General features: G+C 40.6%; 9 protein-coding genes. 6 read left to right on the forward strand and 3 right to left on the reverse strand.

Annotated features, from left to right (window positions below; all coding sequences use genetic code 11):
- Positions 1 to 263 precede the first annotated feature (263 nt).
- Positions 264 to 2501 carry a primosomal protein N' gene (locus ACKC4Y_RS07920; RefSeq protein WP_409361191.1) on the reverse strand — a complete coding sequence of 746 codons (2238 nt, stop codon included), beginning with the start codon at positions 2499 to 2501 and terminating at the stop codon, positions 264 to 266.
- A gap of 686 nt (positions 2502 to 3187) precedes the next feature.
- Between ACKC4Y_RS07920 and fsa the strand changes: the two genes are divergently transcribed.
- Positions 3188 to 3841, forward strand: coding sequence for a fructose-6-phosphate aldolase (gene fsa, locus ACKC4Y_RS07925; RefSeq protein ID WP_409361192.1), 654 nt, complete (start codon positions 3188 to 3190; stop codon positions 3839 to 3841).
- Here the strand turns inward: fsa and lptE are convergent.
- Together lptE and leuS are read right to left on the reverse strand one after the other, a co-directional pair.
- Positions 3838 to 4428, reverse strand: a complete 591-nt coding sequence (gene lptE / locus ACKC4Y_RS07930) for an LPS assembly lipoprotein LptE (RefSeq protein WP_409361193.1) — start codon at positions 4426 to 4428, stop codon at positions 3838 to 3840. The two genes, fsa and lptE, sit on opposite strands and share 4 nt — an antisense overlap.
- A complete protein-coding gene (gene leuS / locus ACKC4Y_RS07935; RefSeq protein WP_409361194.1) occupies positions 4415 to 7057 on the reverse strand; it encodes a leucine--tRNA ligase in 2643 nt (880 codons plus the stop codon). Before leuS ends, lptE begins: the two co-directional genes overlap by 14 nt.
- 161 nt (positions 7058 to 7218) lie before the next feature.
- Here leuS and ACKC4Y_RS07940 point away from each other — a divergent pair, with 161 nt between their 5' ends.
- The 5 genes from ACKC4Y_RS07940 (at position 7219) to ACKC4Y_RS07960 (ending at position 14819) form a co-directional block, all read left to right on the forward strand.
- Positions 7219 to 7941, forward strand: coding sequence for a YggS family pyridoxal phosphate-dependent enzyme (locus tag ACKC4Y_RS07940; protein WP_409361195.1), 723 nt, complete (start codon positions 7219 to 7221; stop codon positions 7939 to 7941).
- A 2136-nt stretch (positions 7942 to 10077) separates the two neighbouring features.
- Positions 10078 to 12036, forward strand: coding sequence for an acetate--CoA ligase (acs, locus tag ACKC4Y_RS07945; RefSeq protein ID WP_409361196.1), 1959 nt, complete (start codon positions 10078 to 10080; stop codon positions 12034 to 12036).
- Positions 12037 to 12537: 501 nt separating this feature from the next.
- A complete protein-coding gene (gene ftsE, locus ACKC4Y_RS07950; protein ID WP_409361197.1) occupies positions 12538 to 13197 on the forward strand; it encodes a cell division ATP-binding protein FtsE in 660 nt (219 codons plus the stop codon).
- Positions 13190 to 14143: a cell division protein FtsX gene (locus tag ACKC4Y_RS07955; protein ID WP_409361198.1), complete on the forward strand. Its 954-nt coding sequence runs from the start codon at positions 13190 to 13192 to the stop codon at positions 14141 to 14143. Before ftsE ends, ACKC4Y_RS07955 begins: the two co-directional genes overlap by 8 nt.
- 4 nt (positions 14144 to 14147) lie before the next feature.
- Positions 14148 to 14819 carry a YdcF family protein gene (locus ACKC4Y_RS07960; protein WP_409361199.1) on the forward strand — a complete coding sequence of 224 codons (672 nt, stop codon included), beginning with the start codon at positions 14148 to 14150 and terminating at the stop codon, positions 14817 to 14819.
- The last annotated feature ends 4 nt before the right edge of the window (positions 14820 to 14823 follow it).

Raw genomic sequence — 14823 nt, forward strand, 5'->3', positions numbered from 1 at the left:
AGGACATTTTTCCTAAAATGCTCTTCCACCCAAAGACACTCCCAGACTTAAAACAGAGAATGCACCGCTTTAAACTTATAAGCAAGCAATAAAAACGGACGTTTCCTTAAAAAATAAGCAACCAATCTTTTTGCTTAAAATTGGCTTTTTGCTTAAAGTTGCCCCTCTTTTAAGAGGGCATCACCAACAAGAGAATATTCCCACAGACTCTTTTTAAAAGCATCTTTTTGGCAAATGAACCCCCATATTATACCTCTTTGTCTTCAGAGAAAACTTTGCGGATCAATATCAATTTGGACCCGAACAGCAGCAGGCATTTTGGGTGCATTTGCAAGCATGGCACGAATAAACCCTTGCATATCAAAAGAACGTTGTCCTTGGAGCAAAAGCCGAAAACGATAACGCCCCCGCACAAGAGCCAGCGGCGCCTCTGCCGGTCCCATGACCGAGACATTTTTCTCCCTTGGTGCCGTTTGGCGTAATGCACGCGCATACTGTTCCGCAATTTGACGTTTTTCTGAAGACACAATCAAAGCAGCAAGCCGTCCATAAGGCGGCAAATGATGCTGCTGCCGCATGGCAATTTCGTGTGTATAAAAATCCTCACATTGTTGCGAAAGCAAAGCCTGTATCACTGGATGATCAGGTTGATAGGTTTGCAATAATCCTAAACTTTTCAATCCCATACGCCCTGCCCGCCCTGTCACTTGAGACAAAAGTTGAAAGGTGCGTTCAGCTGCACGTAAATCACCATTGGCAAGACCAAGATCAGCATCAATCACTCCAACCAAGGAAAGCCCAGGAAAATGGTGCCCCTTAGCGACGAGCTGCGTCCCAATAATAATGTCAACATCACCATTCGCAACAGCTTCTAATTCACGTCGTAACTGACCAATCCCACCTTTGAGATCGGTTGACAAAATCAACAACCGCGCCTGTGGAAAAAGCCCCCGTGTTTCTTCAGCAATTCTTTCCACACCCGGTCCACAAGCGACGAGATGATCTAAAGTGCCACATTCAGGGCACGCTTCTGGAAGCGGCTGATGATAACCACAATGATGGCATTTGAGCTGTCCTTGCGAGCGATGCTCCACCAGCCAACTTGAGCAGTCCGTACAATGAAAACGATGTCCACAAACGCGGCACAATGTTAAAGGGGCATAACCACGTCGATTGAGAAAAAGGAGTGCCTGTTCACCTTTCTCGAGAGTTTGTGTCAAAGCATGCTCAAGAGCAGAAGAAATAAAACGCCCCTTTTGCACACCGCCCTGACGCATATCAACCACCTGCAATTGCGGAAGTGCTGCTGCTTTAAAACGCGATGGCAAATTTACCCGCTGATAACGCCCTGCCAAGACATTTGCCTGACTTTCAATCGACGGTGTTGCTGAAGATAAAATAACAGGAAAATGCTCAAAAGAACCCCGTGCAACCGCCATATCACGTGCATGATAAAAAATGCGCTCCTCCTGTTTATAAGCACCATCATGTTCTTCATCGACAACGATTAAGCCAAGCTCTGGAAAGGGGAGAAAAAGCGCTGAACGTGCTCCCGCAACCACCTGCACCCGCCCTTCCGCAACTTGCCGCCACACACGCTCCCGACGACGCGGTGCTAAATCTGAATGCCATTCCGCTGCTGCTGCTCCAAAACGTGCATAAAAACGATCTAAGAATTGTTGTGTTAAAGCAATTTCCGGCAATAAAATCAAAACCTGCTTACCACAGGTCAGCGCTTGAGCAACCGCTTCAAAATACACTTCCGTCTTTCCTGATCCAGTGACACCATCAAGCAAAAAAACTTGAAACTGAGAAGACAAAACACCCTCTCGCAAAAGATGCGCTGCTTCATTCTGCGCCCCCTCCAATTGAGGACGACAAAAATCAGGATTAGGAATCCCCACAAGAGCAGGTGCTGGCACCATAACATCTTCAAAAACTCCCAATGCTTTCAACCCTTCAACAACGGAAACAGAAGTTCCTGCCGCATGTGCAAGACCAGAACGTGTCCAAATCGCACCATCGCGCACCAACTCCAAAACCCGCAATCGTGCTGGTGTGAGACGCTCCACTTCTCCTCCACAATACCGCAAACCCAGCATTGGTGCTTCAGGTTCTAAAGCAGCTGGTACACCCAAAACCAATCGTGCAACAAGACCAAAAGGCGCCATCGTATAGCGGCTCACAAAACGCAAAAACGTGATCATCTCAGCCTTTAGCGGCGGACAATCAAAAACATGCAGGAGAGAACGGAGTTTTTTACGCGCCACAGAAGCAGCCATTTGCCCATCTTGTGTTGTTTGCTCTCCAACATCCACCACAACACCACAAACTTGGCGCCCCATTACCGGAACACGAACAAAAGATCCAACCTCACACTCCATAGCAGACGGCATCTCATAACTATAAGCCTGAGCAACAGGCAGAGGTACCAAGACTGAAACAATCTTTCCCTCTCTCACATCCCCTTCTCTCGCGTTTTTTGTCACATATGACTTCATCTTTTGTCTCAAATTTTATACGAACCTCTTATACAAACAACATCTGGCTTATCTTTTAACATCTGTTGCTGAAGAATCCTTTGCGAGACTTACCATTCCAACCCTCCAACAACACCTTACCAATGCACCAACCATCACTAAACCACAAAAAAAGAGTCACGTCTCCCCCATAGCAGATGGATGAAAGCCAATAAGGATAAGCATACACAGCAAAAAGAAGCACCAAAAGAGCAACTATTCCTCCCTTACATGTTCCATCATTTTCTATAGTAACTTTACACGAGTCCTTTTATACAATCAGTGTGCACGCATTTAGTATTCGCACCGCTTGTTTTGTAATAGCATTGCAGAAAATCATTTGCCTGATTTATTATTCTCTCCTTATCGAAAACACCTTTTCCGCAATAAGCGTTTTCACACACCACTCCCCATAGGAAAACAAACAAAAAGCTCACATCACTCTTCATAAAAATGGAGTTTGATGCAAAAATAAGGATGCCTTAAATGCTCACAATATAAACACCCCCCTCCCAGATTGTGCTCTCTTGCCAAATTTATGTCGTGGCTTATCCTATAATAGAGTGTAATTCTCCCTCTTGCTTTTACCATAAACAATAGCGCATAACTAAAAATAGGATGAAACATCTGAGGTTTTGAATAAGGGTTTAAAGACAAGGAGATTTGGCATGAAGTTTTTTGTGGACAGCGCCAATATTGAAGAAATAAGAGAATTACAAAATCTAAGCCTCGTTGATGGTGTCACCACCAACCCCTCCCTTATTCTAAAATCAGGACGTAATATTCTTGAGGTGACAAAAGAAATCTGCACCCTCATCGATGGGCCTGTTTCTGCCGAAGTTACAGCAACTCAGTTTGAAAACATGATGAAAGAAGCGGCTGTTTTAGCAAAAATTGCCGATAATATTTGCATCAAGCTTCCCTTAACGCTCGATGGATTAAAAGCCTGTAAAGCTCTTACAGCACAAGGATTAAAAACAAATCTCACACTCTGTTTTTCTGCCAATCAAGCCTTACTTGCCGCCAAAGCAGGTGCAACATTTGTTTCACCTTTTATTGGCAGGCTCGATGATTGTGCAAGTGATGGTGTGGAATTACTTCACGAAATTCGCACAATTTATGATAACTACAACTTTGCAACACAAATTTTAGCCGCCTCAATCCGCACCGTTAATCATGTCAAAGAAGCAGCCCTAAGCGGTGCGGACGTTGCAACTGTTCCACCAGCAATCTTAAAAGCGCTGGTCAAACATCCCTTAACCGATAAAGGCTTGCAAATCTTCTCAAGTGATTGGCAAAAAACCGGACAAAATATCGCTTAATGATTTGAAAGATTTTTTGAAAGCAACAATAAAATCTGTTCAGCCAGCTCCTCAGCCACACGCTTTTGCGCATCTTCCTCAGCTTGCATCGTCGCATATTCTTGGCGAAGCCGTTCAAAAGATGCGCTCATACTTACTGTGCTTTCAGCAATAAGAACACCTTTCATATCTTGCAAAACATAGGAAACTTTACCCATCACAGTTCCAACCGAAGGTCTCCCCTCTCTCTTTCTCTCAAAATCCACCTCTATCTGTACAGATTCCCTTGTAAACGTGGATGTTTTCAATGCCAATTGATAAGCTGGAGTAGAAGGTTTGCGCCCGTTCCCATAAAGAAGAAACAACAAATGATTGCGTACCATTTGACCAAAACGATCTGAAGGTTCCGCAACGACAATGGAGGCTAGTTTTTCGGAAAGACTCAAAGATTTTGGTTTTGGAGACGAATCACCAAAAACAGAATCCACAGAACCTATTGTTATCGAATTCTGCGATACCTGCTGATAAAGCGGTTCAATTCTGCATCCACACAAAAGCGTGAGAAAACTCGCTAAGCCTACAAAAATAAATTTTCTAAACAACGACATTCACAATCCTTTTTGGAACAATAATCATTTTTTTCACCGATTTTCCAGCCAACTGCGCCTTTACAAAATCAAGAGCCAACACAGCTTCTTCAATCATTGCATCATCAGCGGTTGCAGCAACAGTCACCTCACCGCGCTTTCTACCATTAATCTGTACCGGTAAAGTGTAGCACTCTTCAACAGTTAACGCGGGGTCATAAACGGGCCAAGGAAGCTCAGAAACAAGAGATTTTTCCCCTAAAGCAGCATGGCATTCTTCCGCTAAATGAGGCATAATAGGTGCAATCATCGCAAGAAAAAAGTCCATAGCTTGGCGCAAAGACGCCTTCATCTCATCTTCAACATTCCCTACATTATTTAGTAAAGGCGCCATGATATTCAAGAATTCATAAAGGCGTGCAATTGCTCGATTAAAGGCAAATTTTTCCAAATCATCTTCCACCGCACAAAGTGTGCGATGAGCTGCTTTTGAAAGTTCCAAAGCTACACCCTGATGCCCAGCACAAGGCGCCACGTCCCTTAACACTGGAGCACCCAAAGCCACACAGCGCCAAACGCGCTGCACGAAGCGATGTGCTCCTTCAACACCAGATTCCGTCCAGATAACATCCCGATCAGGAGGAGAATCCGACAACACAAACCAGCGCACAGTATCCGCCCCATAGGATGCGATAATATCATCAGGATCAACAACATTCTTTTTGGATTTCGACATTTTTTCAATCGAACCAATCATGACTTCACTTTGATCAGTCAACTTGTAAGCCTGTCGTTTTCCATCCTTTTCAACAATTGAAATATCCGCTGGTGAAACCCACCCCTGTTCATCCCGATATGTTTCATGAACCACCATACCTTGGGTAAAAAGCCCCTTAAAAGGCTCATCAACAGTCACATGTCCGATCAGTTTCATGGCACGCATAAAAAAGCGTGCATAGAGAAGATGAAGAATGGCATGTTCAATTCCACCAATATATTGTTGCACAGGCAACCATTCACAGATCGCTTGTTTGTCGACAGGTTCTTGTGCAAAAGGTGCAGTAAAACGGGCATAATACCAAGAGGAGTCAACAAATGTATCCATGGTATCAGTTTCACGTTTAGCAGGCTGACCACAAACAGGACAAGCAACTTTTTTCCATGTTTCATGACGCTCAAGTGGATTGCCAGGTTGATCAAAAGTCACATCATCAGGCAACACAACCGGCAAATCGGCGCGCGGCACTGGAACCACTCCGCAAGAGGTACAATGGATCATTGGAATCGGACATCCCCAATAACGTTGCCGCGAAATCCCCCAATCGCGCAATCGAAATTGTACTGTTTTTTGCCCCTGAGGCTGCCCTCCAAGCATTTGCCCTTCAAGCCTTTTGGCTGCCACTTCAAAAGCTTGTTGTGGTGTCAAACCATCCAAAAAGCTGGAATTGATCATCACGCCATCACCAGTATAAGCCGTTTCAGAAATCACAAAATTTTCTCTCTCAACCCCTTTTGGTAAAACCACCGGCTGCACGCCAAGATCATATTTACGTGCAAAATCCAAATCCCTCTGATCATGCGCAGGACAACCAAAAACAGCCCCCGTTCCATAATCCATGAGCACAAAATTGGCGATATAAACGGGAATATGCACCGTTGAATCAAAAGGATGAACAGCCAAAAGCGGCGTACGAAATCCTTGTTTTTCAGCTGTTTCAAGCGCTACGGTTGTCGTCCCACCATACCGACACTCTTCGATAAAAGTGCTGAGCGCTTTGTCTTTTTGTGCAAGAGCTTGTGCAATGGGATGATCAAAAGACAATGCTAAAAAAGAAGCACCAAAAAGAGTATCAGGACGCGTTGAATAACAGACAACCTCATCAAACGCCTCACAAACCGCATCAGCCCCCTCTTCCGTCGTTAAAGCCCAACGAATCAGCAAACCTTGTGACTTCCCAATCCAATTCTTTTGCATCGTGCGGACTTTTTCCGGCCACTGCTCCAGCTCTTCCAGCCCTGCCAACAGATCTTCACTAAAATCACTAATTTTAAAAAACCACTGCGTCAATTCACGCTGTTCTACCAACGCACCAGAACGCCATCCCCGCCCATCAACAACCTGCTCATTTGCCAAAACGGTGTGGTCAACAGGATCCCAATTCACCTTAGCCACTTTACGCGTAACCAAGCCCTTCTGATAGAAATCAAGAAACAACATTTGTTGACGATGGTAATAATCCACATCACAAGTCGCAAATTCACGCGCCCAATCTAGAGAGAGCCCTAATTGCTTTAATTGCCCGCGCATCACAGCAATATTCTGATAAGTCCACGTTTTGGGGTGCACTTTATTTTGCATAGCAGCATTTTCCGCCGGCATCCCAAAAGCATCCCACCCCATAGGATGCAACACATTAAACCCCTTAGCACGTTTATAGCGGGCAACGACATCTCCCATGGCATAATTGCGCACATGCCCCATGTGAATGCGCCCAGAAGGGTAAGGAAACATTTCTAAAACATAGTATTTTTCACGGCAATCTTCTTGAACGGTCTGAAAAAGTTTCTTTTCATCCCAAATTTCTTGCCATTTTTTCTCGCGGGCACGTGGATTATAGCGTTCACCTAAATTATAACGTTCAATCGTCATTTCTATGATACTCTTTATAAAATTGAACTAAAAACTTGTTTTATGCTTGACCACGAATTAACTCCATCGTCAATATTTTCAATAAATATTTTACGAAGTATTTTACAAAACTCTGACAAACAATTGCCCAATAGCTGAATAAAAATAGAAAGTACAAAAAGATGAATACAGTCAATACCTCGCCTGATGTCCCTTCCCCTCATACCCCTTGTGTTGAAGCATATTGCGTCGAAGCGTGGAAAAACCTTCAAAAAGACATTGCTGAAACATGTCAAAACTACAATCGCCCCTTGAGAGAGGTCGAACTTATCGCTGTTTCAAAAACGGTCTCTACAGATAACATACGCCCCCTTTTACAAGCTGGACAACGTCTTTTCGCAGAAAACCGTGTGCAAGAAGCTGCTGAGAAATGGCCTAATCTACGTCAGCAATTTGCAGCCATTGAACTTCACCTCATCGGTCCTCTACAATCGAATAAAACAGCAGAAGCAGTGAAACTTTTTGATGTCATCCAAACCATTGACCGCGAAAAAATAGCCAAAAGTTTGGCAGAAGAAATGCAAAAACAAAAAAAACATCTCCCCTGCTATATTCAAGTCAACATTGGGCTAGAACCGCAAAAAAGTGGTATCGCACCACAAGAAGTGATCCCTTTTGTCGACCAGTGCAAAAATCACTATGGACTTGATATCATCGGTCTTATGGCAATTCCCCCCGTACAAGAGAATCCCGGTCCCTATTTCGCACTGTTAGCAAAACTAGCAAAAAAAGCGGGCCTTCCAAAACTTTCAATGGGCATGTCTAATGACTTTAAAACAGCTCTTCAATTTGGCTCTAATGTCCTTCGCATTGGCTCCGCTTTATTCGGAACGCGCCCTGTCTGAACACGACTTCACCAAAAGTGCCACAAAAAAGAACCCATTTATAAAGGCAAAATGATAAGAACAATAAAGATGCGTTACACACGCGCGCAAAAATCCGCATAATTGTAGTAAGAGTTCCCGTTTAAAAAACATGAATTGTATCAACCTCTCCAATCCACATAAACAGTTCCCCACACACTTACCAAATGAGCAAAGTAGGCAAAGAGAGGCTTAAAACATGGATATCAATACAGCACCCAAATTCTTGTGTAAATCGATGAACCAAATAAACCCCTAAAATGCCTATGAAAGCAAGTACCAAGAGCCGCACTAAACAGCATGGATAGCAATCATAAGGACCAAGCCGTAACATAAAGGCTGGAAAGGTAAAATATGGTCAACAATCGCCTAAAAAACAAAAAGATCACCCACTGCGTGTGTGCAAACAAAGACAACAAAACTGAATTCAACGATAGTATGAATATATTTCTTTGTAATCTTTCTGAAATAAGAAAAAATACCATTTTTTCAGCATTGCCTATTTGATTTTATTAATTTTATTAAAAGAAAATTATAATCAATGTCATATTTATAGTATTATAAACAAAAAATATCATTTATTAAATTTACAATTTTCTTATTAAGAAATAAATATAACGTATTTTTTATTTATACATATTTTTATTACTATTTTTTAAAATTAAGTTTTACATATCAAAATAATTAAGTCCGTAGGATTGATATGTTCGATTCATTCAATACATTCGGTCATGTAGCTACAAGTAATTCTTTTTGTGATTCACACAACTCAAGACCTTTTTATGGAAATACATATAACGTTAATGATTTTACTTCTCACATGAATGCACAAGGCTTCCAAATAGGAGGCCCAACAGGTGTTATTTGGAGCTTTGCACAGAAAGCTAATAAGCGTTGGTTCTAATTTATAGAGAATAGCCTTCAGATATCTCTGAAATTAGTAATTTTAAAACATATATCAAACTTAAATGTCTATATTTATGGATAATAATAGTTTTCAGGGATATCTATTATAGATAACATATTATAATAAGGATTTTGTTATAATGAATACTCGTTATGAAATTGCACAATTTTTTCGATCTCATTATATTTATCCATATATACTTTAATTGTATTAAGAAATTAATATTAACATTTATATTTTTATAGTTAGATTATTATTTAAATATATTTCTGTATATCAACTTTTTATATAATATTTTATAATTTATATTTATAAATAAATACATTAAATAATTGAAAATTATTATACGCATTAATTATATTAATTACTTTTTTAGAAAAACTTTAGTTATAGTTAGAAATTAGCTATCATATTAAATTTATTGGCTAAGAATTCTATGTTTTATTTCCGATATTTCGTATAAATATTTTAGTTTATCTTAATATAATATTTTAAAAACAATCAAATTGATAAATTAATCAGTACACCCTACCACTGCTTTAAAAGGTGATGTTTTTAGGGCATGCATAATTGGATGGTGCGCTTGTTTTCTTCCTTTCTCTAAAAAACAAGCAAGAAATTCATTTTAGCTTTTCAATTTATTCTTAGCTTATATGGATCTTTAAGAAATATCTCTCCTTGCTCCCAATCACATCTCCTAGCATCATCTCTCAGCATATTCAGTGAATAGTATAACGCAAAACACTAAGTGCTAGTATTTTTTACATTTATGGAAGTAATAAACCTGTACCATCGCAATATTTGCCCTTCGAAAATGACTTTACAAAGGTTTCGATAACCTACGAAACGCCCTCATCCCATCTACTTTTAACTTTTATATGAAGTTGTTTTTAAAATTTAATTTCTTTATCGGCTTATAAAAAGCTTTCTACAACAATAAGTTCTGTTTATATTTTTATACAATTTACATATCTTTATGATGATATACTTTATCGCACTTGCCCCCCCCCTAAAACAGCATAAAAAAGCTCTCTTAAAATATAAACGTAAAGACAAACGCAGCTAAAATTAAAAATTGACTATGCAAATCTTTGTAAATTAGTCTAATCTCAAGAGGCTTTTTCTTGAATAAAAAGCTTATTGGGAAAGTTCTGCTAAAAAACACAAAAGTATAGCGGCTTATTTTTCCAAATAAATAAGAGAGGGAACCTATGTCTGAAAAAATTTATCTAATACCAGCTGATATCAAAAAAAATGCATTGATCAATGAAGAGACTTATCAACAATGGTATCAAGAAAGCATCAATGACCCAGAAACCTTCTGGGCAAAACATGGCCAATGCATTGAATGGTTTAAACCTTACACAAAAGTAAAAAACACTTCATTTAATGGTGATGTATCGATACAGTGGTACGAAGATGGAATAACAAATGTTGCCTATAACTGCATTGATCGCCATTTAAAAAACCATGGTGATGACATCGCGCTGATTTGGGAAGGAGATAACCCTTATCATGATAAAAAAATAACCTATAACGCGCTTTATCAACATGTCTGTCGTTTTGCTAATATTTTAAAAAGCCACGGTGTCAAAAAAGGGGATAGAGTCACCATTTACTTACCGATGATTCTCGAAGCCGCTTATGCTATGCTCGCTTGCGCCCGCATTGGCGCTATTCATTCCGTTATTTTTGCTGGTTTTTCTGCTGAAGCAATAGCAGGACGTCTCGTTGATTGTGAATCGACCTTCATCATTACCGCTGATCAAGGCTTGCGTGGAGGAAAACAGATTAACTTAAAAGACAATATTGATCATGCTATTGACATAGCAGCACGCCAGAATGTGCATGTGGATCAAGTCATGGTCATACGGCGCACCAGTAAACCAATTCATTGGGTAGAGGGGCGTGATTTTTGGTACCATGAAGAAGTACCACACGCCAAAACAGATTGCCCCGCAGAACAAATGAACGCTGAAGATCCCCTGTTTATTCTTTACACCTCAGGCTCTACAGGCAAACCAAAAGGTGTTTTGCATACAACAGGTGGATATCTTGTTTATGTAGCAATGACACATCAATATGTTTTTGATTATCGTCCTGGAGAAATTTACTGGAGTACTGCTGATATTGGCTGGATTACCGGCCATTCTTACTTGATTTATGGTCCTCTCTGCAACGGTGCTACCACTTTAATGTTTGAAGGAACACCAACCTTTCCGGACAAAGGCAGACTTTGGGAAATTGTCGATAAACATCAAGTGAATACACTCTATACCGCACCAACAGCTATTCGCGCGTTAATGGGTGCAGGAGATTCCTTTGTCGAACACTCGGCAAGAACATCGTTGCGTCTTTTAGGCACGGTAGGCGAACCGATTAATCCAGAAGCATGGGAATGGTTTTATCATATGGTTGGAAATGATCACTGTCCTATTCTCGATACATGGTGGCAAACAGAAACAGGAGGGCATATGATCACGCCCTTGCCTGGTGCAACAAACTTAAAAGCAGGATCAGCCACCCGTCCATTCTTTGGTGTACAACCTCAAATCGTAGATAGCCAAGGCAATATTTTAGAAGGGGAAGCAGAAGGCAATCTTTGCATTATTGACTCATGGCCAGGTCAAATGCGTACTCTCTACAATGACCATGAGCGCTTTATCCAAACCTATTTTTCTACATATGAGGGAAAATATTTTACAGGCGATGGCTGTAAACGCGACACCGATGGCTATTATTGGATTACAGGACGAGTTGATGACATTCTCAATGTCTCTGGACACAGATTAGGAACAGCTGAAATTGAATCAGCGCTTGTTTCTCATCCTGCTGTTTCAGAAGCAGCAATTGTCGGATATCCTCATCCTATTAAAGGACAAGGAATTTATAGTTTTGTCACCTTAATGGAAGGAACACCCGCTAGTGAAGAGTTACATAAAAACCTTATTCAGCATGTCAGAAAGGAAATTGGCTCCATAGCCATATTGGATAAAGTTCAGTTTGCCCCTCAGCTACCAAAAACACGGTCGGGAAAAATTATGAGACGTATTTTGCGAAAAATCGCTGAAAACAATTTTGATAACCTAGGAGATATTTCAACCCTTGCCGAACCGCAAGTCGTTGACGATCTTATTGCCAACCGCCAAAATAGAGAAGCCTCTGCTTAATGGCAAAACACCATCGATGGCTTTAGCGTTGCTGCTAGAACTATCTCTGCACACTAAAGTCACCGATGAAAATAAAAAAGAAAACATCGCATGGAGCTACCCAATCTCTCTAAAAAGAGATTGTTTTTCTCAATAACAAGTCAGAAACGGTTCAACAAAAACACTCATAATTATAGCATTTAAATTTCTAACAAGAACTTGAAGCAATAAAAGCAAAGACTCCTTGGCTAACCACTAAAAGAGAGCAACAACCGCTGTACAAAAAACAAGGACAGTTGCTCTTATGTTTACGCTAGAATCACCTTGAAATTCCTGCTAAAATCACGAATAAAAGTCAAAAGGAAAATAGAATAGTTGATAATATTCTCACAGAGAATATTTCTCAATAACAAACAAGAAGTGTTTTATAACTGTAGAGCATAAATCCAATCAAGAGCCCAAAACAATGAGAACAAAGGTCCTTACAATAACGAAAAATAAAAGCAGAAGTGGTAACAAAAAGTGATTCATTTTGAAAATGTCGGTTTGCGCTACGGAATGGGCCCTGAAGTTCTCCGTGATATCAGCTTTCATATTCCTCCCGGATCATTTCAGTTTCTAACCGGCGCTTCTGGAGCAGGGAAGACATCGTTGATGCGTCTTATGTTTTTGGCACTTAAACCCACCCGTGGTCATATTGATCTCTTCGGAACAGATACCGCATTGCTCAAACGACAAGAGCTCCCCGCACTACGACAACGCATTGGGGTTGTCTTTCAAGATTTTCGTCTCCTTGATCACATGACCACCTATGAAAATGTCTCTTTACCTTTACGCATTAAGGGACAAGAAGAAGCAACTTATCGCAGTGAAGTAGAAGATCTTCTCTGTTGGGTCGGCCTTGGCAATCATATTCATGTTTTACCACCAGTTCTTTCCGGTGGAGAAAAACAACGAGTAGCAATTGCACGCGCACTTATTGATCAACCTGAAATCCTTCTGGCTGATGAACCAACAGGAAATGTTGATCCACCTTTGGCCAAACGTTTGCTCCGCTTGTTTATTGAATTAAATCGTTTTGGAACAGCGGTCGTCATCGCCACCCATGATATCGCATTGATGGAACAAGTCGCAGCACGGCGTATGCTTCTTCATAATGGACGGATGACAATTCATGAATAAGTCTTTCCCAATCTTTACAAGCGATAAAAAACACGCAACTGCTATCATTCCCAGCGGCAACATTTCTGGACAAGCACTCGTTGCAGTGATTGCTATTATGACATTTCTCTCAAGCCTCACATTGATCGGTGTTGATTTCATGCAACGCGCTTCTAAGAGTTGGAGCAATCAAATTAGCTATGAAGCAACAATTCAAATACGTCCCATTGAAAATATCAACATCGAAACAGCTCTTCATGATGCAGTTAATTTGGTTAAGACATTTCATGGTGTAGAAGACGCAAAAATTGTTGATCAACAAGCCACTGAAAAATTACTCGAACCATGGCTTGGAACAGGTTTAAGCTTAAATGAATTGCCTCTTCCCCGCCTTATCATTGTCACATTGAAAGAGAATGAAGAGATTAACTTTCGTGCCATCAATCACGCCATCAAAACCCAAATTCCAGGAGGCCAATTTGATGATCACCGTGTTTGGGTAAGCCGTTTTGCAAAAATGGCACACACAACTGTTTTTATTGGTTTTTCAATTTTAATACTGGTTCTAAGCTCACTGATACTCACGGTTATCTTTGCCACACGCAATGCACTGGCAGAGAATGCGCACATTATCAATGTCCTCTACTTCCTAGGCACTGAAACTCTTTTCATTGCGCGCCAATTTGATTGGCATTTTTTTAAAACCGCACTCCGCGGTGCATTATACGGTGGTGCCGCAAGCGCATTGCTGTTTGCTGCTTTCTCTGTCTGGACAAATTATAATATAGGGACAGTGGAAGCCAACCAAGTAACTGCTTTGTTTGGACATTTTTCCATAAGCTCCATTCCTTATGGAAAAATCATTGGCCTTATTCTGTTTGTTTCTTTTCTGACCATGCTGACAAACCGAATGACTATTCTGGCACAACTTAAAAAAATTGATCAATGTGAAAACGGCTTATTTTAATTTTATGACCCATAATTCATATAATTTCAAATCATTAACACAAAACAATCTAGGGCATTCCCTAAAAAAGCGCACGAGTCTATGGCATCCTTGCTGCTGCTTGTTTCGCTATTTGCCCCCGACAGCACTTTCTCTTTTAATAATTGTTCTCTTTTTTTGCGCTGGTTTTGTCATTTTTTCTGAAAAAACTGAGCGGCTTCAACCACCAAATCCTTTACCGAAAGCAGATGCAATCATCGTTTTTACAGGGGGAGAAAACCGGATAGAAACAGGACTGGATCTCTTACGGCAAGGGTTTGGTTCGCAACTGTTAATCAGTGGAGTACACACAACAACCAATCTTCAGAGACTGAAGCATAGTAAGCATATTACCCCACAGCTTTTTACCTGTTGCGTTGACATTGGACATGAGGCGATTAACACAAAAGGAAATGCTGAAGAAAGCGCAACTTGGATCAAAAAACATCACTACCAAACAGTTTATATCGTCACTCATGATTACCACATATGGCGCTCTTTGCGTGAAATTAAATACCTCATGCCTGAAATAAATTTCATTGCTTATCCCGTTAAAAAAAACGACCTTGAAAGCACAATACAACAGATCAATCAAATACGCATTCTTGTATTCGAATATATCAAAACAATCGAAGCATACATAAGAACCGTATTTTAACCTT

The sequence above is a fragment of the Bartonella heixiaziensis genome, from assembly GCF_046245125.2.
Lineage (GTDB): Bacteria > Pseudomonadota > Alphaproteobacteria > Rhizobiales > Rhizobiaceae > Bartonella > Bartonella heixiaziensis.

Bases quoted from the DNA above. Each gene is read 5' to 3' on its own strand.
- ACKC4Y_RS07920 (WP_409361191.1), bottom strand. From the start codon at position 2,501: ATGAAGTCATATGTGACAAAAAACGCGAGAGAAGGGGATGTGAGAGAG.
- fsa (WP_409361192.1), top strand. From the start codon at position 3,188: ATGAAGTTTTTTGTGGACAGCGCCAATATTGAAGAAATAAGAGAATTA.
- lptE (WP_409361193.1), bottom strand. From the start codon at position 4,428: ATGTCGTTGTTTAGAAAATTTATTTTTGTAGGCTTAGCGAGTTTTCTC.
- leuS (WP_409361194.1), bottom strand. From the start codon at position 7,057: ATGACGATTGAACGTTATAATTTAGGTGAACGCTATAATCCACGTGCC.
- ACKC4Y_RS07940 (WP_409361195.1), top strand. From the start codon at position 7,219: ATGAATACAGTCAATACCTCGCCTGATGTCCCTTCCCCTCATACCCCT.
- acs (WP_409361196.1), top strand. From the start codon at position 10,078: ATGTCTGAAAAAATTTATCTAATACCAGCTGATATCAAAAAAAATGCA.
- ACKC4Y_RS07955 (WP_409361198.1), top strand. From the start codon at position 13,190: ATGAATAAGTCTTTCCCAATCTTTACAAGCGATAAAAAACACGCAACT.
- ACKC4Y_RS07960 (WP_409361199.1), top strand. From the start codon at position 14,148: ATGACCCATAATTCATATAATTTCAAATCATTAACACAAAACAATCTA.